This is a genomic window from Pantoea sp. SS70, assembly GCF_029866845.1.
Taxonomy (GTDB): domain Bacteria; phylum Pseudomonadota; class Gammaproteobacteria; order Enterobacterales; family Enterobacteriaceae; genus Pantoea; species Pantoea leporis.
In genome coordinates this window covers 1-22,243 of the sequence record NZ_CP117199.1, presented here as the reverse complement: position 1 = coordinate 22,243, position 22,243 = coordinate 1, and the positions used below count along the sequence as shown (strand labels likewise).

General features: G+C 56.4%; 20 protein-coding genes. 7 read left to right on the top strand and 13 right to left on the bottom strand.

All coding sequences use genetic code 11. The annotated features are described in order from the left end of the window. Positions 1 to 47: 47 nt before the first annotated feature. On the bottom strand, positions 48 to 1,481 hold the full coding sequence (locus tag PO881_RS00100) for a PLP-dependent aminotransferase family protein (RefSeq protein WP_280172270.1): 1,434 nt from the start codon (positions 1,479 to 1,481) through the stop codon (positions 48 to 50). A 196-nt stretch (positions 1,482 to 1,677) separates the two neighbouring features. On the opposite strand from PO881_RS00100, the gene PO881_RS00095 reads away from it, so the two are divergent. The 6 genes from PO881_RS00095 to PO881_RS00070 are packed head-to-tail and all read left to right on the top strand — an operon-like array spanning position 1,678 to position 7,395. Continuing rightward, on the top strand, positions 1,678 to 3,144 hold the full coding sequence (locus tag PO881_RS00095) for a hypothetical protein (protein WP_277974315.1): 1,467 nt from the start codon (positions 1,678 to 1,680) through the stop codon (positions 3,142 to 3,144). Between the two features lie 17 nt (positions 3,145 to 3,161). After that, a complete protein-coding gene (locus PO881_RS00090) occupies positions 3,162 to 4,439 on the top strand; it encodes an ATP-grasp domain-containing protein (protein ID WP_280172269.1) in 1,278 nt (425 codons plus the stop codon). Beyond that, the gene (locus tag PO881_RS00085) at positions 4,427 to 5,134 is read left to right on the top strand and encodes a class II glutamine amidotransferase (protein WP_280172268.1); all 708 of its coding nucleotides are present in this window, start codon (positions 4,427 to 4,429) and stop codon (positions 5,132 to 5,134) included. Before PO881_RS00090 ends, PO881_RS00085 begins: the two co-directional genes overlap by 13 nt. 5 nt (positions 5,135 to 5,139) lie before the next feature. Then, the gene (locus PO881_RS00080) at positions 5,140 to 5,940 is read left to right on the top strand and encodes a hypothetical protein (protein WP_101763936.1); all 801 of its coding nucleotides are present in this window, start codon (positions 5,140 to 5,142) and stop codon (positions 5,938 to 5,940) included. Positions 5,941 to 5,967: 27 nt separating this feature from the next. After that, positions 5,968 to 6,468: a YbaK/EbsC family protein gene (locus PO881_RS00075; RefSeq protein ID WP_101763886.1), complete on the top strand. Its 501-nt coding sequence runs from the start codon at positions 5,968 to 5,970 to the stop codon at positions 6,466 to 6,468. Positions 6,469 to 6,489: 21 nt separating this feature from the next. Continuing rightward, positions 6,490 to 7,395, top strand: coding sequence for an EamA family transporter (locus PO881_RS00070; protein ID WP_110868246.1), 906 nt, complete (start codon positions 6,490 to 6,492; stop codon positions 7,393 to 7,395). Between the two features lie 46 nt (positions 7,396 to 7,441). Here the strand turns inward: PO881_RS00070 and ibpA are convergent, their stop codons facing one another. Then, positions 7,442 to 7,855 (bottom strand): small heat shock chaperone IbpA, encoded by a 414-nt coding sequence (gene ibpA / locus PO881_RS00065; RefSeq protein ID WP_192236804.1) that lies wholly within the window; start codon positions 7,853 to 7,855, stop codon positions 7,442 to 7,444. Positions 7,856 to 8,141: 286 nt separating this feature from the next. Between ibpA and PO881_RS00060 the strand changes: the two genes are divergently transcribed. Beyond that, on the top strand, positions 8,142 to 8,501 hold the full coding sequence (locus PO881_RS00060) for a YceK/YidQ family lipoprotein (protein ID WP_309836757.1): 360 nt from the start codon (positions 8,142 to 8,144) through the stop codon (positions 8,499 to 8,501). Here PO881_RS00060 and PO881_RS00055 read toward each other — a convergent pair. The 11 genes from PO881_RS00055 to dnaA all read right to left on the bottom strand — a co-directional run bounded on the left by PO881_RS00055 (position 8,479) and on the right by dnaA (position 22,243). Continuing rightward, the gene (locus tag PO881_RS00055; protein ID WP_280172267.1) at positions 8,479 to 9,741 is read right to left on the bottom strand and encodes a DUF3748 domain-containing protein; all 1,263 of its coding nucleotides are present in this window, start codon (positions 9,739 to 9,741) and stop codon (positions 8,479 to 8,481) included. The two genes, PO881_RS00060 and PO881_RS00055, sit on opposite strands and share 23 nt — an antisense overlap. Before the next feature lie 145 nt (positions 9,742 to 9,886). Further along, positions 9,887 to 11,182: an MFS transporter gene (locus PO881_RS00050; RefSeq protein WP_280172266.1), complete on the bottom strand. Its 1,296-nt coding sequence runs from the start codon at positions 11,180 to 11,182 to the stop codon at positions 9,887 to 9,889. A 307-nt stretch (positions 11,183 to 11,489) separates the two neighbouring features. Further along, positions 11,490 to 12,638, bottom strand: a complete 1,149-nt coding sequence (dgoD, locus tag PO881_RS00045; RefSeq protein ID WP_007893527.1) for a galactonate dehydratase — start codon at positions 12,636 to 12,638, stop codon at positions 11,490 to 11,492. Continuing rightward, entirely contained in the window at positions 12,635 to 13,252 is a 618-nt protein-coding gene (locus tag PO881_RS00040) for a 2-dehydro-3-deoxy-6-phosphogalactonate aldolase (protein ID WP_061719996.1), read from the bottom strand. Before PO881_RS00040 ends, dgoD begins: the two co-directional genes overlap by 4 nt. Continuing rightward, positions 13,236 to 14,114: a 2-dehydro-3-deoxygalactonokinase gene (locus tag PO881_RS00035; RefSeq protein WP_280172265.1), complete on the bottom strand. Its 879-nt coding sequence runs from the start codon at positions 14,112 to 14,114 to the stop codon at positions 13,236 to 13,238. The genes PO881_RS00040 and PO881_RS00035 overlap by 17 nt, the downstream gene beginning before the upstream one ends. Further along, on the bottom strand, positions 14,111 to 14,809 hold the full coding sequence (locus PO881_RS00030; protein WP_101763893.1) for a FadR/GntR family transcriptional regulator: 699 nt from the start codon (positions 14,807 to 14,809) through the stop codon (positions 14,111 to 14,113). Before PO881_RS00030 ends, PO881_RS00035 begins: the two co-directional genes overlap by 4 nt. Before the next feature lie 260 nt (positions 14,810 to 15,069). Next, positions 15,070 to 15,879 (bottom strand): sugar-phosphatase, encoded by an 810-nt coding sequence (yidA, locus tag PO881_RS00025; RefSeq protein WP_110868242.1) that lies wholly within the window; start codon positions 15,877 to 15,879, stop codon positions 15,070 to 15,072. Positions 15,880 to 16,049: 170 nt separating this feature from the next. Then, positions 16,050 to 18,455 carry a DNA topoisomerase (ATP-hydrolyzing) subunit B gene (gyrB, locus tag PO881_RS00020; RefSeq protein ID WP_101763895.1) on the bottom strand — a complete coding sequence of 802 codons (2,406 nt, stop codon included), beginning with the start codon at positions 18,453 to 18,455 and terminating at the stop codon, positions 16,050 to 16,052. 17 nt (positions 18,456 to 18,472) lie between these two features. Continuing rightward, positions 18,473 to 19,558 (bottom strand): DNA replication/repair protein RecF, encoded by a 1,086-nt coding sequence (gene recF, locus PO881_RS00015; RefSeq protein ID WP_101763896.1) that lies wholly within the window; start codon positions 19,556 to 19,558, stop codon positions 18,473 to 18,475. Between the two features lie 178 nt (positions 19,559 to 19,736). Then, positions 19,737 to 20,837, bottom strand: a complete 1,101-nt coding sequence (gene dnaN / locus PO881_RS00010; RefSeq protein WP_008105300.1) for a DNA polymerase III subunit beta — start codon at positions 20,835 to 20,837, stop codon at positions 19,737 to 19,739. A gap of 5 nt (positions 20,838 to 20,842) precedes the next feature. Then, entirely contained in the window at positions 20,843 to 22,243 is a 1,401-nt protein-coding gene (dnaA, locus tag PO881_RS00005) for a chromosomal replication initiator protein DnaA (RefSeq protein ID WP_101763897.1), read from the bottom strand.

Below are 22,243 nucleotides of genomic sequence, written 5' to 3'. Positions count from 1 at the left end.
CGCCGCTACGATTGTGTGCACATTCCGTAGCGGCGCAATCTATTGCGCTATCCCTGCGTTATAGATAGCTGGCACCACTGCGCCAGCTGCTGAATCGCCTGCTCCACTTCGGCATTCCAGCCAAAACCGGCATTGAGTCGAAAACAGTGATCGTAGCGGTGATCGGTAGCGAAAATGTGGCCCGGCGCGATACCGATACCCGCGTTGCGCGCCTTGAGAAACAGCGCGCGCACATTCAGCGCACCGATCGGCATTTCCACCCATAACACATAGCCGCCTTCAGGATCAGACACCCGCGTGCCCGGCGGGAAGTAGCGCAGCACCGCCTGACGCATATGCTGGATTTGATTCTTCAACTCGCGCCGTAGCTTACGCAGATGCGCATCATAGCCGCCGCTGCGCAGCAGTTCGGCAATCGCTGCTTGAGACAACACCGACGTGCCCATGCTGGTGGTGTATTTCAGCGAGGCGATTTTGCGCATGTAGTTGCTGCTGTGCACCCAGCCAATGCGAATGCCCGGCGCAACCGTTTTCGAGAAGCCGCTGCACAAAATAGCGTTCGGGCTGAAGGCACGCATCGGGAACGGACGGCGCTCGCCAAACGCGGTATCACCGAAGATATCATCCTCAATGATCACCACATCGTTCTCGTCGGCCTGACGCGCGATATAGGCTTTCTGCTCGTTGGGAATGCTTTTGCCGAGCGGATTATTGATGTTGTTGATGGTGAGATACGCCTGCACCGCTTTGCGCTGGAACAGTGAAGTGAGTTTTTCCACATTGACATAACCTTCCGGCCCGGCTTCCACCTCAATCACCCGCAGATTGAGGTTATGCAGCATCTGCAGCAACACGAAATAGCACGGCGATTCCACCGCGACGATATCGCCGGGCCGCGTGGTGGCGCGTAGCGCCAGCGAAATCGCTTCGATGCAGCCGTTGGTGATCAGGATGTCATCCGCATTGATATTGCAGCCATAATCCACCGCGCGGCGTGCAATTTCATTTTTCAGCGGCGCGTAGCCGGTGCCTTTTACGGTATTCCCCAGCAGCGCCGGTTTGCTGTAACCCATCTGGCGCATCAGCAAACCAATCTTCTTCACCGGATAGAGTGAAAGGTCGCCGTTGGCCAGATCCAGCCGCACGCGGCAGTCTGAACCGAGCATCGCCAGATGCAGCTCGGTCTGCTCATCGAGCGGCGCCACTTCGCGCGCTTGCTCGTTGATGAGCGTGGGAAAGGTTTTATTAACAGGCCGCGGGGCGACAAAAAAACCGGACTTGGGACGCGCCACCGCGTAGTGCTCATCCTCAAGCGTGCGTAATGTTTTCAGCGCGGTGGTCATGCTGACGCTGTACTGCGTCGCCAGCGTGCGCACCGACGGTAAACGGCTGTCGGGCGGCAGCGAGCCGCTGTGAATGGCTTGTTTTATCTGCTCTGCGATTTGACGGTAACGACTGCCCTGTTCCGTTTCATCCGCCATCTGTTCCACCCTATTTCGTCCGGATCTGTGCGTTTTCACCAGATTACATTCAAAGTACTTTAGGCTGCATTAGTTAATTGATAACCCGCGCAATCGTCTTTAAGGCATTCATTCCGTAGCACCTTCGTGGCCCATTTCCCGTCTGATGCCGCCAGCACGGCAGCAGCGACTTTTTAGCCAAAGGATGAAGTGAAAAATGAATAATCTGTCCACCCTGATGCGAGAGATTAGTGGATATCTCACCCCCACGATTATTGATTCCGCGCAACACTGTTCACGCCGTTTACTTGCCGCGCTCCCGGATGCCACTCACCCGGAGAATAACCGCGTGCTGCTGGCCTACGGCGGCGGCAAAGACAGCAGCTATATGGTGGCGTACGTGCGCTACATTCAGGGGCTGATCTGGCAGCAACATGGCAGCACCTTTCAGCTGCGCATTAGCACCAACCGCCATGCGGCAATGAACGACAGCGTAATGGACAATATCGATCGCGTGTATCGCGCGTTGCACATCCACGATGATGACTTTACCGAATGTCTGGTGACTGACGGCCTGCAAATCCGCCACTTCGATCGCCATTTACCGATGCCAGACAGCGTGCGCCAGCAGAATCGCAACGATGTGCTGATGAATGGCCATCGCTTCCGCGCCGATGCGCGCTCGACGTTTTGTAACGCCTGTAATCTCAGCATGGTGAACTCGTTTGGCCTGGCGGCGCATTACGACGGCGGCGTTGATGTGATCATCACCGGCGATTCGCCGCAGGAACAAACCGCTTATCTGGCGTGGGCGCGCCATCTTTCGCGGCTGTTTGCTGCGCCGGTGGCGGATAAGTCGCGCGGCTTTAGCGGCTTCCTGCAGACGCTGGATGGCGTGGCCGAGCGCTATTTCGCCGATATCTACGGTGCCGATCAGGTGACGCCCGCGCATCGTATTACCTGGCAGCTGGAACGCGATCCGCTGTTCTTCAATATCTATCAGGACACCGCCTATGAAGCGGGCGCGCACTGGGCGCTGCTGACTGAATTTATGCATTTCCGCTTTGATGAACTGATGTTCAGCTTCTCCGAATCGGACTGCGGGAACCCGACGTTAATGGCACATATTCGCGGTCTGCGTGCGGAGACGCTGTTGCAGCGCAGCTACGCCGAAGGCATTCGCGAATATGTGCGCTTTGCGCTCGGGCTGATGGTGAAAAAAGATTTCCCGCCGCAGCTGATTGATGAGATGGCGGCACGTTATCAGGACGATGAAGCGATTAAGCGCGCCCGCCAGCGCGCCGCGCAGTTCGCCGAACAGGCATTTGGCCTCAATGAAACCCAACTGGTTTGCATGATCTATTCGCCGTTTATCGCCGAAGGCAATCAGCTGAAAAGCTGGCTGCAGCAGCTAGTCGATGCGCCGGACGAAGCGGCGGTGCGCGCCTTGCTGCGCGGCGAGAGCGACGACCTGGGGCTGGCGCAGCAGCTGGAGCAACGCTCTGGTTTGACCGTGGCGCAGATGCGTCACTGCTGGCGTAGCAAGCAGGTGAGTTCACTGCTGGACGAACAGCGCGGCGATGCGCTTTCGCGCGTGCTGCGTTTTGACCCGCACAAAGCAGTGATTCAGGTGAATAACGGGGTCATGCACGACGTCGTCACTGAAGTGATCTCCGGGCGTTAACCCGGTAAGGCAACGCGATGAGAAAGATTTTCCTGCAGATTGGTGCCACCCGCGACGGACAAAATCCTTACTGCGCGGTGGCCAAACGCGACGGCTACTTTACCGTGCTGGCGGAGATGGGCGATTTCGTCGATTACCAATCGCTGAGCATTCCGTTGCCGTTCGATCTGATTGTGCGGCTCGATCGCCCGGAAAATCCGTGGGATGTACTGCAAGCCTGTTTGCATGCCGGGTTGATGGAGCATCCTCACGTGGTGCTGGCGGGCTTTGAAGCTTACAACGCCAGCGCCGGTCGCGTACGCGAACTGCTGGCGGGGCCCGACGCCGGTGCCAGCTTTATTCCGCCGGATAAGTACGCGCAGCGTATGGCGTTGCGCAAAGCCTGGCAGCGCTTTCCGCAGCCGGAGTTTCGCTTTTTTGCCTCGCCGCTCAGCATTCGGGATGCGCGAGACGCGTTGCTCTATCCCTGCGTGATCAAGCCGGTTGACGGCGGCGGCGGTCTTGGCGTCTGGCTGGTGAAACAGGCCAGCCAGCTTGATGCGGTGATCGGCAAGCTGGTCGACACCATGAATTACGGCGGGCGCGGCTTCAGCGGTTTTATCGTCGAGAGCTGGCTGGCGGGCGATGAGTATTCGCTGCAAGGCGTGGTGGCGAACGGCCATGCGGTGGCGCTGACCTGCTGCCAAAAGGTGATCGAACACCATAGCGATGCCGACGGCTGCGTCAGTTTTTACGAATCCGGCCATGTGGCGGTCGCCGCGCAGCAACTGCCCGCCAGCTTTAGCAGCCTGATGAGCTTCTGCTGTGAAACCTTCGGCTATCGTCAGGGCGCATTTCACATCGACTTCATTTTGGTCAACGGCGAACCGCATTTCCTTGAAATGGGCTTCCGCCTTTCCGGCATGGGCGTGGTGAATCTGGTGCAGGAAGTCACCGGCATCAACTGGGCGGAAGTGGCGTTTCACATCGAAGCCGGTCACGGCATGCCGCCGCTGCATTTTCCGGCGCAGCCGCAGGCAGTGGGCCGCGTGCGTTTGCGTCAGCGCCTGCAGTATGACGCAGCTGAGCGCTGGATCGCACAGCACCAGCGCGGTCAGCTGTTGCCGCCGCTCAATCTGCCCGCGCTAGCAGTTTCGCCACGCTCTTCGCTGTATGCCGATTTAACCCGCCACGCCGGCATTCTCGCCACTTTGCGCCTCGCAGCGACCAGCCGCGACGACATTTTGGCGGTGTTCCGTCAGATCCTTGAGGCCCCATCGCTCACCACTCGGAGAGATTTACTATGTGCAGAATGATTGTGGCGCACGGCCAATTCGATGCCGCCGCAGTGCTGGACGCCGCGCGTGCCATGAGCTGCGGCGAAACCGCCACGCACGAAGGTCCGATTAAACAGCATCCCAACGGTTGGGGCTGTTTATGGCTGGAGCAAGGGCACATTCGCACGCTGCACGGCACCGGCACGTTCGCCGATGCGCTGCCGACCATTGATGTTGATCGCCTGCGCGGCCGCTTTCTGGCGGTACATGTGCGCCACGCCACGCTGAGCAAAAATCACGGTATCGAATTTTCCCATCCGCTGTGGCGCACCAGCGGCGACACGCAGTGGTACATGATGCATAACGGTTTTTTGCCCACCGTTTATCAGCAATTGGGCATGGTGGAGTCGCGTTTCGATTCCGCGGAGTATCTCGAATATATGGTGGATCGCGCCACGCCCGCCGATTTCACCCGCGATTATCTGCGCGACAAGATGGCGCAGGTCGCGCCGGGCGGCAGTTCGGCCAACGCCATTTTTGTCACCCGCGATAAAGCCTGGGCGTGGCAATGGCATCCCGACGACACGCCCTATCCCAACTATTTCACGCTGCACCGCTTACAGAAAAACGACACCACTTTCATCTCTTCTGAACCTATTTCAGCACTGGGCGCGGCGTCTGAATGGCGTCGTATGAACAACCATGAACTTCATGAATTTCCAATTGGGGAGTGATCAACATGGCGATTTTCAATCAGATCCGCGTTATTCATCCAAACATGTTTGTGGAGAGCACCTGGCTGGATGACATCGTGACGGCGCGCGTGCCGCTGCTGGTGTTACGTAACTTCCTCAAGCCGGACGTGCGCGCAGCGGTGGTGGAGGATTTGCAGCAGTGCCGCGAACAGGTGCGGGTATCGCACTATCCAAACGGCGCGCTGACCACGCTCGGCCCTTATCTGGCGAAGCACACCGCCGCGCCGGAAAACTACTTCACCGAGCTGCGCGATATTCAGGCCGCGCTGCCGTCGTCGCTGCACTGCCTGCGCGATCAGATCTACAACTGGGTGCAGCACGCGCTGCGCCTGGAAAGCCTGCAAACCGCCAACGAACCCGAACTGGGCGATTACGCCGGTTCAATTGTGCGCTTCCACGCTGACGGCGTCGCCAATCCCCTGCATAACGACAACATCGTGCGTGATGCCGCCGGCAGCGGATTGGCGGTGACCCGCATCTTGCACCAGCTGAGTTGCGTGGTTTGTTTGCAGGAGTGCAACGCCGGCGGCGCGCTGCGCATCTTCAATAAGAAGTGGCAGCCGGTGGATGAATGGTACAAAACGCCGGGCGAACTGGGTTATCAAACCGGCGTCATCGAACACAGCGAGGTATGCGAGTTCTCACCGCGCAGTGGCGATATCTATCTGTTTAATCCGGCGTTTTATCACGAAATTGATCGCGTGGAAGGCGACACGCGCATCACCATGGGCTTCTTCTTTGGCCTGACCGACAAAAAAATGAAACACGCCATCGCCTGGAGTTAACGCCAGGTTTTCGACGAGGAGACGAACATGAATACCTATGAAAAAGTAGCGGCCCTGCTGGATCACCATCAGGCGCGTTATCGCGTGGTGGAGCATGAAGCCATCGGCCAGACTGACCTGATTAGCGAGATTCGCGGTAACGATCTCAATCAGGCGGCCAAAGCGATGGTGCTGGAGGTGACGATGCCGGATGGCGCGGATGCGCGCTATCTGCTGGCGATTGTGCCAGGCGACTGCAAGATCAACTTCAAGAGCGCCGCGCGTGCCATTGGCGGCAAGAAGTCGAGCTTTGCGGCGCCAGAGAAAGCGCAGGAGTTAACCCAGTGCGTGATGGGCGCGGTGCCGCCGTTTAGTTTTGATGATCGGCTGGCGCTGCGCGTCGATGTGCGCCTGCGCGACGTCGGCACGCTGTGGTTTAACGCCGGGGCACTGGATCGCTCCGTGGCTTTACAGGTGGATGATTTCTTTAAGGTTGTCGGTGATGAATGTTGTGCCGAGATCGCAACACCGGTGACGGCAACCGCCTGATCGCGGCAGTAAGGACTGTGTATGTCAGTGAAAGATATGTTGTTAGCCCTGCTGGTTGTGGTGGCGTGGGGCGTGAATTTTGTGGTGATTAAGCTGGGCCTGCAGGATATGCCGCCTTTTTTACTGGCGGGATTGCGGTTTAGCCTGGTGGCGTTTCCGGCAATCTTGTTTGTGAAGCGTCCGGCGATTCCGCTGCGCTGGCTGATCGTCTACGGCATGACCATCAGCTTCGGCCAGTTCGCCTTTCTGTTCCTCGCGATCAAGCTGGGCATGCCGGCAGGATTGGCGTCGCTGGTGTTACAGGCGCAGGCCTTCTTCACGCTGCTGTTGGGGGCGCTGTTCCTGGCGGAGAAGTTACGCTGGAATCATATCGTCGGTATTTTGGTGGCGACGCTCGGCATGTTTATGCTGGCAACCGCAGGCATGGCAGGCCAAACCACAGCGGGCATTACGCTCACTACCATGATGCTGACGCTGGCTGCGGCGCTGTCGTGGGGCCTCGGCAATATCACCAACAAAATCATTTTGCGTAACCGCAAAGTGCCGGTGATGTCGCTGGTGGTGTGGAGTGCGCTGGTGCCGATCGTGCCGTTCTTTGCCTGCTCATGGCTGTTCGATGGCGAAGCGGCGATTATCACCAGCCTGCTGCACATTTCACTGCAAACAGTGTTGGCGCTGATCTATCTCGCCTTTATCGCCACCATTGTCGGCTACGCGATATGGGGTAATTTGCTGAGCCGCTATGAAACCTGGCGCGTGGCACCGCTGTCGCTGCTGGTGCCGGTGGTGGGGATTCTCAGTGCGGCGCTGATTCTCGGTGAAACCTTGTCGATTCAGCAGATGATCGGCGTTTCAGTGATCATCCTCGGCCTGCTGGTGAATGTGTTTGGCGGCATGGTCAGTCAGCGATTATTGGTACGCACCTAAACAAAAACGCCGCTTTTCAGCGGCGTTTTTTTAACTCACATCCTGATTACAGAATTTCGATACGACGCGGTTTCGCCTCTTCCGGGACAATGCGAATCAGATCGATGCTCAGCAGACCATTTTCCAGACGCGCATCGCGCACCATGATGTGATCGGCCAGCTGGAATTTGCGCTCGAAGTTGCGCTCGGCGATACCCTGATACAGGTATTTACGCTCCGGCTGCTCTTCAGGATGTGCGCCACGCACCACCAGCACGTTGTCATGCGAGGTGATATCTAACTCGCTCTGGGCAAAGCCCGCCACGGCAATGGTGATACGGTAGAAATTCTCATCCACCAGCTCAACGTTATACGGAGGATAGCCACCATTGGCCTGGTTTTGGTTGGACTCAAGCAGGTTAAACAGGCGATCGAAACCAATGGCAGAACGATAAAGTGGGGTGAGATCAAAGTTACGCATAATAAGACTCCTGATATTCAGCAAGTTTAGGCAACCTTCCACCATGGACAGGTTGTGCAGTCCGTTGCTGTCCCTTCCGGCAACAGCAACAAGACCGTTCCTTAAAAGTGGGTGCAGCCTGGTCGCTTTCAAGGGCTGATGCGTATTTTTTTACAGCAAATCTGACGATATGACATACACTCAGGGGACCAATCGCCTGAGATCCAAGACGCAGCCACAGAGCTTTGCTTAACGTCAGGTGACACACTCCAGCCAGGGCCATGCCATGACTGAAGGGATGATGATGATGAATATGATGAAACGCTTTCCACTCACAGCTGTGCTGGTTTGCAGTACCTTTGTTACTTCAGGTTGCTCCAGCGTTATGTCTCACACTGGCGCCAGTCAGGGCTACTATCCCGGCACGCGCGCCAGCGCAGAGATGATCACTGACGACAACACCAGCTGGGCGATCAAGCCGCTGGCGCTGATCGATCTCCCGTTCTCAGCGGTGATGGACACCGTGCTGCTGCCGTGGGATTACTTCCGTTCTGGCGACGATAAAAGTAAGGATTCGATTCACGAGCGCGTGATGCAGAGCGAAAAAATGGCCGGCACGCAAGCCAGCCTGGCGACCGCCGCGTCTATGCCCGCGCAGCCGCACTGACGCAAAACAGCTGCCGCCAGCCGTCCACTTCCCGCATATAAGCGATCTTTTCTCCATCCGGCGACCAGACCACTGCATCACCGGATGGCGCATGATCGCTGCGTGGCGTTAAGCGCGTACAGGCTCCCGTCGCCATTTCACAGCGCATCACACTGTTATCACAGATAAAGCATATCGCGCCGCCTTGTGGATGCCAGCTAAAGGCCGACTGAATGCTACTCGCCAGCTGCGTCACCTGGCGTGGCTCGCCGCCATTCGGTGAAACCGTCCACAGCTGAACCACGCCCTGTTCGTCCGCCAGCAAAAAGGCGATGGCGCTGCCATCCGCGGAGGCGCGCAGCCAGTGGCGCGGTTGCAGTGCCAGGCCATGGGTGTGCGTGATGCGTCGCTGCTGCACGCCAGCTGGCGGCGCAGGCAATTTATCCGCCGTGCCCTGTAAGGGCGAAGCGCCCGGTTTGGCGTAATCGGCTAACGCGGCGGGCAGATCCACCACAAACACTTCCGGCACTTTGTCGCCGTTGGCGGCGCGCGTATCGCCGATAAAGGCGATAGCCCAGCGCTGCCAGCTGCCATCCGCTTTCTGATAGCCTTGATTCCCGATCCAGCACTCTTCATAGGCGCGGTCAATCTGATCGCTGCCCGGCTGAGGATCACGCTGCGTCTGGCTGACCAGCACGCAATAATGGCTGCCCTCATATTCACGCGGATGCTGTTTAGGCGGACACACCGGATGCAGCGGCACGGCCACGCCGACGTTACGCAGGTCTTCGCCGGCATCCTTTTCATGCATCACATGATCGTTGTAGGTAAAACTCAGGCGCGAACCATCCGGGCTGAAGACGTGGACATGCGAGCCACCGCGCAGCGCGCCGGGCGTGTAAGGCGCGGTGATATCGCAGGCATCAAGGTTCTCGGCGATGCCTTGCTGCACGATCACGCCGCGTCGGTGATGAAAATCGTAGCGCCAGTGCGCATCCGGATGTTCCGGACCATGAATGCAAACGTAACGCGGCGGCAGATCCGGACTGACGGTGACCACGCCAACGTGCGCGCCATCGCGAGCCTGATACAACACTTCAACGGCACCGCTCGCCACGTTGACGCGCTCGATAGTCAGGCTGGTAAAAGAGGCGCCGGAAGGTCGCACATCAAATGCCAGCCACTGGCTGTCGCCGGTCCAGACGTTGATGTTGGTAAGTTGATGATGACGCGCGGCAAAGGTGATTTGTTTTTCTGACATGAGGCAACCTTCCATCTAACAGTTGCCGGATAAATTACGTGATTCTGCAGTGAGAAGCAGCAATTTCACCGCGGTTGATTGCGCAATGAACGGCGCCGCTACGGATTGTGCCCGTATTTGTAGCGGCGCGATTCATCGCGCGAATTTATTCACCTACGCGTTTTACATCACCGACCAGCAGGATGTAGGAGAGCGCGCCAATCAGCGCCACCGCCGAGATATACACCAGCGCCGGTGCAAAGCCGTAATCCTGCGCCAGATACCCCACCACCAGCGGCACGGTGATGCCACCCAGGCCGCCAACAAAGTTAAACATGCCGCCCGTCAAACCAATCAGGCGCACCGGTGCCAGCGAGGAGACCAGCGACCAGGTAATTGAGGCGAAGCCGTTACCGAAGAAGGCGATCGCCATCAGCGTCATAATCCATATCGGATCGTTGGTATAGTTCGCGCCCATGATGCAGGTGGAGATCAGCAGACCGCAGATGATCGGCGTTTTGCGCGCAAAGCCGAGCGAACGACCACTGCGCACCAGACGATCGGCGACAATTCCCGAGAGAATCACGCCAACGAATGCCGCGAGGAAGGGCACGGTGGTCATGAAGCCCGCGGTGAGCGCCGCGATATGTTTTTCCTGCGTCAGATAGTTCGGGAACCAGGTCAGGAAGAACCACAGCGTGGATGTGACGGCGAACTGGCCAAGATAGACGCCGCACAGCTTGCGGTGGAACACCAGTTTCCAGTCGGCGGCGGTAAGTTTGGTGCGGGCTTTCTTTTCGCTCGGCGCATCGCCATCCACCATCGCGCCACCTTCACGGATGTAATCCAGCTCGGCTTTATTGATGCCTCGGCTCTGGCTGGGTGCCTGATAGAACTTAATCCAGATGAACGACCAGATGATGCCGATGCCGCCGGTAATAATAAATACCCAATGCCAGCTCAGCAGTTCCTGAATCCAGATCAGCAAGGGCGTGAGGAACGCCAGACCAACAAACTGACCGGACGTGTAGAAGCCGACGGCGGAAGCGCGCTCCTGCTCCGGGAACCAGCTGGTCACCAGCCGGTTATTGGTTGGGAAAGCCGGCGCTTCAAATATGCCGGTAATCGCACGCAGACCAATTAATGATAATAAGCCGGTGGCAAAACCCTGCAATAACGTCGCAACCGACCAGCCAAAGATGGCAATAAAATAGGTTAAGCGTGAACCCACGCGATCGAGGAACCAGCCGCCGGGAATCTGGCATAACGTATATAACCAGGCGAAGGCCGAAAATACATAACCCATTTGCGCTTTAGTAATACCGAACTCTTCCTGAATATGCGCGGAAGCGACGGCTAAATTAGCGCGATCGACATAACAAATGACCACCGTAATAAATATCATCAGCAGCGTGATATAACGACGGCGCGTCGGTTTGGCGTGAACAGCAGAGAGATCCATGGTGTTTCTCCGTAATCGGTTTTGCCGTTTGGGCACGACAGAGCACGCCCCGGCAAATGTAGGGTAGCGATATCAAAGGTAAAACCGCGTCAGCGGTAAATAAGCTGTGCCGGGAAACAGGCTGAACGCAGCCCTATGCCTTATTTCACCGGCATATAATTATCGAGATTTAATAAAATTTAATACCCTAAGGAATTCGAGTTGCAGAAAGGCGGCAAGCGAATGAATCCCACGGAGCTTACACTAGTAAGTGACTGGGGTGAATGAGCGCAGCCAACGCATCTGCAGCTTGAATTATGACGGGTATTTACCATTCAGCGACTGAACCGTCCGGGAATCGCCATAATGGATTACGCCAGTCAGGGGCATTTTTACTGCGCTCGATCACCAGCTCTTCGTTAATTTCCACGCCAAGGCCCGGTTTATTTAACGGATAGAAATGACCGTCATCCATTTTAAAATCGTCTTTATTGATCACGTAATCGAGCAGTTCGGCGCCCTGATTATAGTGAATCCCCATGCTTTGCTCCTGGAACACCGCATTGCGTGACACGAAGTCAACGTGCAGGCACGCAGCCAGCGCAATTGGGCCGAGCGGACAGTGAGGCGCCAGCGCCACATCGTAAGATTCGGCCATCGCGGCAATTTTGTAGCACTCGGTGATACCGCCCGCGTGTGACAGATCCGGTTGCAGAATCGCCAGTCCACCCGCTTCCAGCACGCGTTTGAACTCGAAGCGCGAGAACATGCGTTCGCCAGCGGCGATCGGAATATGAGTCTGCGCCGCCAGACGCGGATAATATTCCGCCTGCTCCGCCAGCACCGGCTCTTCGATAAACAGCGGGCGATACGGCTCCAGCTCTTTGATCAGCACTTTTGCCATTGGCGCGCTGACGCGGCCGTGGAAATCGAGGCCAAATTCAATCTCTTTACCGAAGGCTTCACGAATTTGCGCTACGGTATTCACCGCGTCATCGACTTTGCGCGCGTTATCGATAATGCCCATCTCTTCGCAGCCGTTGAGTTTGAAGGTATCAAAACCGATGGTGCGCAGTTTCTTGATGCCATCAATCACATCGGCTGGACGATCGCCGCCCACCCAGCTGTAGGCTTTGATGCTGTCACGCACTAATCCGCCAAGCAGTTGATAAACCGGCACGCCGAGCGCTTTGCCTTTGATATCCCACAACGCCTGATCGATACCGGCGATGGCGCTCATCAGAATCGGGCCGCCGCGATAGAAGCCGCCGCGATACATCACCTGCCATAAGTCGTTGATGCGCGCCGGATCCTGACCAATCAGGTATTCCGATAGCTCATGCACCGCCGCTTCCACGCTGCGCGCGCGGCCTTCAATCACCGGTTCGCCCCAGCCAACGATGCCTTCGTCAGTTTCGATTTTCAGGAACATCCAGCGCGGCGGCAGGCGATAAGTGGTCAGTTTGGTAATTTTCATCGTACAGCGTCCTTATATGCAGCAATAAATGCGCGAGCTTGTTCCACAGTGCGTGACAGCGGTTGACCGGCGCGATAGAGATCGCTGCCTAAGCCCGCGCCAATGCAGCCTGCGGCCATAAATTCATGCAGGTTTTCCGGCGTCACGCCGCCCACGGCAAACACCGGCACCTCTGGCGGCAGCACCGCTTTCAGCGCTTTGATGTAGCCCGGGCCAAAGGCTGACGATGGGAAAATTTTCAGCGCCTGCGCACCGGCCTGTAAGGCGGTGAACGCTTCCGTCGCGGTAGCGCAACCGGCGGCAACGATCATCCCTTTGGCGACCGCCTGGCGGATCACCGCAGCATCGGTATTCGGCGTGACGACCAATTTGCTGTTCAGCGTCGCCAGCTCATCGACCTGCGCCGGATTCAGCACCGTACCGGCGCCAATCAGCGCTTTATCACCGAAGGTTTTCACCATCGCGCCGATGCTTTTCGCCCACTCCGGTGAGTTGAGCGGGATTTCAATCGCATCGAAACCCGCTTCAATCAGCGCACCAACGTGCGCTTCGGCTTCATCCGGCGTGATGCCGCGCAGAATGGCGATCAGCGGGACTTTAGTTTGCCAGGACATTCGCAATACTCCTTATTCCGTGCTGGAAAGCACGATCGCCTTCCAGCGTGACTGAATCCATGCCGATAAACTGCAGCGCCTGCTGATAACGTTGCGCCAGCGCGCTACCGGCAATAATGGTGATCGGTTGGCTTGCGGCGTCGGCCTGTTGCGTCATCAGCGCCACTTCGTGACCAATCAGCAAGCCTGAAAGAAAGTCGCTGATATGGCGGCGATCGCGCGCGCCGAGTACGTGTGAAGCACGCACTTCAAACAGGCGCGACAGAATCGAGGCATCGTTGCTACCGACTTGCACACCTGCGCGGAAAGCCGCCGCGTTCTCTTGCTGTTCGGGTAAACCTGCGCCAACCAGCGACTGTTTGAGCAGCAGATGATGCAGTTCGCCGGTCATCACGGTGCGGAAATCCAGCACGCGATCCTGTTCCATCTGCACCCATTTGGCGTGCGTGCCTGGCATCACATAGAGCGGCGCAGGCTGCAGTTCCAGCGCGCCAAGCAGCTGCGTCTCTTCACCGCGCATCACGTTGTAGTTGTCGGCACGTTCGACGCTCAATCCCGGCACGATCCACGCTTTATCCTCGACGCGCGTCAGGCGGCTAGCGATGTCGCCCAGCGCCACCGGACAGGAGAGATAGGGCACCGACAGCCAGCCAGCATTGCTGCCTACCATGCCCGCCATCACCACCGGCACGTCATTGACTGGCCAACCTGCGGTGACGCTGGCAAACACTTCGGCTGGCGTGCGATCGCCCAGGCGCGTGACGCCGGCTTCCGAACGACGCTCATCGATGCAAACGCCGGCTTGATAATGCCAGGCGCGCAGGTTGGTTGAGCCCCAATCAATCGCGATATAGTTGATCACATAATCTCCTTGAGTCGCGCCGTTGAGCTGGCAATCATCGCTTTCGCCGCCTGCTCGGCAGCATCGCCATCCTGATGACGAATGGCATCAAACAGCGCTTTATGTTCGGCGAGCGTACGCGGCATGTTGCCTTCGTCCGCCATGTAGGTTTGCGCGAACACCGCTTTTTGCAGCTGGCTGATCGCCACGTTGAGTTGCTGCAGCACCGGATTGTGTACCGAATTCAGCACCGCTTCGTGATAGCGGATATCCGCTTCATTAAAGGCATCACGATTGAGATGGTTGGCCACCATGTCGTTGTACGCCAGTTCAATCGCAGCCAGATCGCTTGAGGTGGCGCGCTCGGCAGACCAGCGTGCAATCTGCGGCTCGACCAGCACACGCACTTCGTTCATGGCGGCAATCAGACGCGGGTCCTGATCGTGCGCCAGCGCCCACTGCAATACGTCGCTATCCAGATAGTTCCAGTGATTGCGCGGCGTGACGAACGCGCCACGATAGCGTTTCATCTCCATCAAGCGTTTCGCCATCAGCGAGCGAAACACTTCGCGGATGATATTGCGCGAGGTGCCGAAGCGTTCACACAGCTCAGCTTCCGCGGGTAACGCCGCGCCCGGCACAAACTTGCCGGCCACAATCTCTTCACCCAGCGTCAGGATGATGCGCTCTGTTTTGCTTAGTTGTTCTTGCGTCATGATGTTCCATTCAGTGAAAGGCAGGTACGCATCAGATTACTGCTTTCGCCTAGCGAAGCCTAACGGCCGCCCTGACCTGCGTTGTCGATTGTAGTACCATTAATCCAAGTTGTACTACAATGTGGATCACAAAATAGACAAGTCATGTGTCATAACGCGATAAGGTCGCCATAAATGGCGACCTTATGAAGGCTTGGTGAGATTTGAAGTGTCGCCATGTATGGCGACCTAAAAACAGCGTGACGAGGAATAACGAGGGTTTACAGCACCAGCTCTTCAATGGCGTGCGCTACGCCGTGTTCCATGTTGGTTTTGGTAATGAACTGCGCGATTTTCTTCACGGAATCAATCGCATTGCCCATTGCTACGCCGGTTCCTGCATACTCAATCATCGCCAGATCGTTTTCCTGATCGCCAATCGCCATCACCTCTTCACGCGCCAGGCCGAGCTTCTCAGCCAGCATTTTCACGCCTTGCCCTTTATTCACGCGGGCATCGAGGATTTCGAGATAATAAGGTGCGCTTTTGAGGATGGTGTAGTTGTCACGCGCCTGCTGCGGCAAGCGCTGTATGGCAGAATCCAGCAGATCGGGCTTATCGATCATCATCAGCTTAGGGAAACGCGTAGCGCGATCCATCTCTTCCACAGAACGATAGCGCACCGGAATGCCGGTCAGGCTCGCTTCGTGGATGGTGAACTCACTGATGTCTTTGTTCGGCGTATAGAGGAAAGATTTATCGAAGGCCTGGAAGTGGACACCAAGATCGCGCGCCAGCTGTTCGATATACAGATAGTCGTCGAAACCCAAGGTGATTTCCGCGACGCACTCGCCATCATTAGCGCGATGCACCAGCGCACCGTTATAGCTGATGCAATATTGGCCTTCATCAACCAGATTCAGCTCCATCAGATAGCGCTGAATGCCGACAAACGGACGGCCGGTGGTGAGCACCACCATCACACCTTTTTTATGCGCGCGTTCAATGGCCGATTTAACGGCAGGCGTGATCTCGTGCTGCGGATTGAGCAGCGTGCCGTCCATATCGATTGCAACCAGTTTTATAGCCATAACGTCCTCGTTGAGTCAGGGTTTTGATCAATGCTAGCGCGATTCAGCTCACATTGACCAGTTTCGCGCCCCATTCAGATTTTTTACCGCAGCGGGCCTTGCGCGTTTTGCCGGGCGGAAAACAAAAAACCCTTCCACCGGGGAAGGGTTTTTACGTTTTGCCATGTCGATTAGATATCGATGTTGGCGGCTTTCAGCGCATTCTCTTCAATGAAGGCGCGACGTGGTTCTACTGCATCGCCCATTAAGGTGGTGAACAGCTGATCGGCAGCAATCGCATCCTTGATGGTCACGCGCAACATGCGGCGGCTATCGGGATCCATGGTGGTTTCCCACAGCTGCTCTGGGTTCATCTCACCCAAACCTTTATAACGCTGTACTGACAGACCGCGACGCGACTCTTTCACCAGCCACTCAATCGCCTGCTCGAAGCTGGTGACCGGCTGACGACGTTCGCCACGTTCGATATAGGCATCTTCTTCGATCAGGCCGCGCAGCTGCTCGCCCAGCGCACAGATTTTGCGGTATTCCGGTCCATCGATGAATTCGCTATCCAGCGGATAATCGGTATCAACGCCGTGCGTGCGCACACGCAGCACCGGTTCAAACTTCTGCTCATGGTTGGCGCGGACATGGGCCAGATAGCTGCTGCCGTGCGCTTCACGCTCAGTCAGATACGCCACTAAACCGTCGATCCAGCCTTTTACAGCGGCTTCATCGCTGAGGTCGCTTAAGGTCGGATGGTAGATCAGGCCGCGCAGCAGAGCCGTAGGGAAACGGCGCTCCATACGTTTGATCATGCGCTGCGTGCCGTTGAAATCCGCCACCAGCGTTTCCAGCGGCTGGCCGCCTAACGCCGGTGCGCTGGCGTTGGTGTGCAGCGTTGCGCCGTCGAGGGCGATGGAAATCTGATACTGATCCATCGCTTCGTCGTCTTTAATATACTGTTCTTGCTTGCCTTTCTTCACTTTGTACAGTGGCGGCTGCGCAATATAGACGTGACCACGTTCGACGATTTCTGGCATCTGACGGTAGAAGAAGGTCAACAGCAGCGTACGAATGTGCGAGCCGTCGACGTCCGCATCGGTCATGATGATGATGCTGTGATAACGCAGTTTGTCCGGATTGTATTCATCACGGCCGATACCACAGCCCAGCGCGGTGATCAGCGTGGCAACTTCCTGCGAAGCGAGCATCTTGTCGAAACGCGCTTTCTCCACGTTCAGGATTTTACCCTTCAGCGGCAGAATCGCCTGATTCTTACGGTTACGACCCTGTTTAGCGGATCCGCCTGCAGAGTCACCCTCCACCAGGTAGATTTCAGACAGCGCCGGATCGCGCTCCTGACAGTCGGCCAGTTTGCCCGGCAGACCGGCCAAATCCAGCGCGCCTTTACGGCGAGTCATCTCACGAGCACGGCGGGCAGCTTCACGCGCACGCGCTGCATCGATGATTTTGCCAACCACGATTTTCGCGTCAGACGGGTTTTCCAGCAGGTATTCCGCCAGCAGTTCGTTCATCTGCTGCTCAACCGCCGATTTCACTTCAGAAGAGACCAGCTTATCTTTGGTCTGAGAAGAGAATTTCGGATCCGGCACTTTCACGGAAACCACTGCAATCAGGCCTTCACGCGCATCGTCACCGGTCGCACTGACTTTGGCTTTTTTGCTGTAGCCTTCTTTATCCATGTAGGCATTCAGCGTACGCGTCATTGCCGCACGGAAGCCCGCCAGGTGCGTACCGCCGTCGCGCTGTGGAATGTTGTTGGTGAAGCAGTAGATGTTTTCCTGGAAACCATCGTTCCACTGCAGCGCCACTTCCACGCCAATGCCATCTTTCTCCGTCGAGAAGTAGAACACCGTTGGGTGAATCGGGGTTTTGTTCTTGTTGAGATACTCAACGAACGCCTTGATGCCGCCTTCGTAGTGGAAGTGATCGTTCTTGCCGTCGCGTTTGTCTTCCAGACGAATCGAAACGCCAGAGTTCAGGAACGACAGTTCACGCAGGCGTTTCGCCAGGATTTCGTACTCAAACTCAATCACATTGGTGAAGGTTTCGTAGCTCGGCCAGAAACGCACGCGAGTACCGGTTGCATCGGTATCACCGGACACCGCCAGCGGTGCCTGCGGCACGCCGTGCTGATAAACCTGCTGATGCACTTTGCCTTCACGGCGAATGGTCAGCTCCAGCTTCTGTGACAGGGCATTTACGACTGAAACGCCAACGCCATGCAGACCACCAGAAACTTTATATGAGTTATCATCAAATTTACCGCCTGCGTGCAGGACGGTCATGATCACTTCAGCAGCAGAGACGCCCTCTTCCGGGTGAATGCCGGTAGGAATACCACGGCCATCATCTTGCACCGAGACAGAGTTATCTGCATGAATAGTAACGGTAATATCACTACAGTGACCGGCGAGCGCTTCGTCGATTGCGTTATCCACGACTTCGAATACCATGTGATGCAGACCGGTGCCGTCATCCGTATCGCCGATGTACATACCCGGGCGTTTGCGTACCGCATCAAGCCCTTTCAGGACTTTGATACTTGAGGAGTCATAAGAATTCGACATCAACGTTTCTCGCTCATTTAATCTTCAGGTTGAACCACTATTTTACCCTGTTCCACGCGGAACATCTTGCCCTTTTCATCACTCATATCGATTACATGCTCGACACCAATGGCGCTGACAAATACTTGAGCCTGCGTGGCTTTTAGGCGTTCAGCTAACAGCCGACGACGGGTGTCATCCAGCTCTGAGGCAAAGTCATCAATCAAATACAAACAGCGTTGTCCGCTGCTGCGCGTCAGGTATTCACCCTGCGCTAAGCGCAGCGCGCACATCAGCAGTTTTAACTGGCCGCGTGAGAGTAAATCTTCCACCGGCGTGCCCTCGGCACGAATGCGAAAATCGGCTTTATGCGGGCCGCTGGCGGTATACGTGAGCGCACGGTCGCGCTCGAAATTGCGTTCCAGCAGTTCGGCGTAGTCGCTCTCTTTATCCCAGCCGCGCTGGAAAGAGAACGTCAACGCAAACTCCGGTAAAAACTGACCGCAGGTGGCGATGATCTCGCGGGAAATCGCCGCGCTGTATTCGGCGCGCCAGGCGCTGATCTGTTCGGCCAGCGGCACCAGTTCCTGATCCCAGGGACGAATCTGGCTGTAGCGCGAAACCTGACGCAGCGCCGCATTGCGCTGTTTCAGCAGGCGACGCAAATTGCTCCAGGCATGGAAAAAACCAGGCGAGGCGTGAAAGCAGCCCCAATCGATGTAGGCACGACGATATTTTGGACCGCCATTGAGTAGGGTAAATCCTTCCGGCGTAATCAGCTGCATCGGCAGCAGCTGCGCCAACTCGGCGACTTTGTGACCATCGCTGCCATCAATACGCACTTTGCTGTCGCCAGCGCGATTCTTGGTCAGACCGACCGACATTTCACGTTCGCTGCCTTCAATGCGGCCGTGCAGCACAAAGGCGTCCTGATCGTGACGAATCACGCGGCCCGCTTGCAAACTGCGAAATGCACGACCGTGCCCCAGCGTGTAAATCGCCTCCAGCACGCTGGTTTTACCGCTGCCGTTGGCACCGACAAGGAAATTAAACCCCGGCGCCAAAGCCAGATCGGCCTGCTCGATGTTGCGAAAATCTTTAATCAGGAGGCGGGTTAAAGCCATAAACAATCCAGCGAGAACGGTAGGAGAGGGTTTTACCTAACATCAACAATCAAGGGCGTTAACGTCGAAGCTAGTTTGTGCACGGCCAGCGCGCAGGCCCTGGGAGCATACTGAAGTATGTGACCAGGGACGAGCACTGCCCGGGCGCAAAATAGCGAGTAAGTTAGCCCGATAAGGATCACAAGCGCATTGGCATCACGACGTAGGCTGCAGCCGGACTGGCCACATCCTCAATCTGCACGCTCGATACGCCATCGGTCAGCAGCAAACGCACGTTCTCGCACTTGAGCGCATTCAACACATCCAGCACGTAGCTGACGTTGAAGCCAATCTCCAGATCGGTGCCGTTGTAAGAGACATCCAGCATCTCTTCCGCTTCTTCCTGCTCTGGGTTATTCGCCGTGATCTTGAGCTGATTTTCGGTGATATAGATGCGAACACCGCGGAATTTCTCATTCGAGAGAATCGCCGCACGCGCAAACGCCTGCTTCAAAATATCACAGCCGGCTTCCAGCGCTTTGTCGGGATTCTTCGGCAATACGCGGCGATAATCCGGGAAACGGCCATCAACCAGCTTCGACGTAAAGATAAAGTCGCCAACGTGTGCGCGGATGTTGCTGCTGCCGATTTGCACCTGCAGCGGCGTTTCGCCACCGTCGAGCAAACGCATCAACTCAATCACCCCTTTACGCGGCACGATCACCGAATGGTTTGGCAGCGCCTGACCAATCGGCATGGAGCACACTGCAAGGCGGTGACCATCGGTAGCGACGGTACGCAACTCTTCGCCTTCGGTTTCGAACAGCATACCATTGAGGTAATAACGCACATCCTGATGCGCCATTGAGAACTGCGTGGCTTCGATCAGGCGTTTTAGCGTCGCCTGCGGCAAGGTGAATTCCACCTCGCTCTGCCAGTCATCCAGATTCGGGAAGTCGCTGGCGGGCAGCGTTGACAGCGAGAAACGGCTGCGGCCAGAACGCACCAGCATTCTATCGCCTTCCAGCGTCAGGCTGATCTCAGCGCCTTCCGGCAAACCGCGGCAAATATCGAGGAATTTACGCGCAGGAACCGTGGTGGCGCCCGGCTCGTGTGGCTGCGTCAGCGCAACACGGGCTACCATTTCCATTTCCAGATCGGTACCGGTCAAGCGCAGCGAGCCTTCGCTTACTTGCAGCAGTAAATTTCCGAGGATTGGCAGCGTCGGGCGTCCGCCAAGTGGACCGCTAACCTGTTGCAGTGGCTTCAGTAACTGCTCACGTTCTACAATAAATTTCATATGCGTCAGGAAGATAGTGTTCGAATGAGGTTAGAGAAATCTTCTTTAATGTCGTGGCTTTCTTCACGCAGCTGCTCAATTTTACGGCAAGCGTGAAGCACGGTGGTATGGTCGCGACCACCAAACGCATCGCCAATCTCCGGCAAGCTGTGATTGGTGAGCTCTTTCGCCATCGCCATCGCCATCTGGCGCGGACGCGCTACCGAACGCGAACGGCGTTTCGACAGCAAATCCGCCACTTTAATTTTGTAATACTCGGCCACCGTTTTCTGAATATTATCGATGGTGACCAGCTTTTCCTGCAGCGCCAGCAGATCGCGCAGCGCTTCGCGCACGAAATCGATGGTAATCGCGCGACCGGTAAAGTTCGCGTTGGCAATCACGCGGTTCAGCGCGCCTTCCAGCTCGCGGACATTGGAACGCAAACGCTTAGCAATAAAGAAGGCGACTTCACCCGGCAGGCGAATATCGTTTTCATCGGCTTTCTTCATCAGGATCGCGACACGCGTTTCCAGTTCAGGCGGCTCGATCGCCACCGTTAAACCCCAACCAAAACGTGATTTCAGGCGATCTTCTACGCCGTTGATCTCTTTTGGATAGCGATCCGAGGTCAGGATGATCTGTTGATTGCCTTCCAGCAGCGCGTTGAAGGTATGGAAGAACTCTTCCTGCGAGCGCTCTTTATTGGCAAAGAATTGAATGTCATCGATCAGCAGCGCATCAACCGAGCGGTAGTAACGCTTAAACTCTTCAATGGCGTTGTTCTGCAAGGCTTTAACCATGTCCTGCACAAAACGCTCAGAGTGCATGTACACCACTTTGGCATTGGGCTTGCGCGCAATAATGCCGTTACCCACCGCGTGCAACAGGTGAGTTTTACCCAGGCCGGTGCCGCCATAAAGGAACAGTGGGTTATAAGCGCCGCCAGGATTATCCGCCACCTGACGTGCCGCCGCGCGCGCCAGCTGGTTCGATTTACCTTCAACGAAGTTGTCGAAGTTATGACGGTTATTCACATTGGAGCGGTAAGTCACATCGGCCGGTGCGGGAACGGAATCCCAACTTGGACGCAAAATTTGCGCGGGTGCCGGACGATTTTCGATCGGCGCGGGCGCATTATAACTGGCCATCGCCGGTTGGTTAGTGGTGACCTGTGCTGCAGGGCGCGTACCGACTTCGAAACGCAGTAAAGGCACATTTGCACCGCAGAATTCATTCAGCAGCCCATTGATACTATTGAGATATTTATCTCTAACCCAGTCGAGTACAAACCGATTTGGTGCATACAAGGTCAGCGTATTGTCGTTTAATTCAGCTTGCAGCGGACGAATCCACATGCTGAATTCGGTGGCAGGAAGCTCATCCTGCAAACGGGCAAGACACTGTTGCCAAAGCGTAAGTGACAC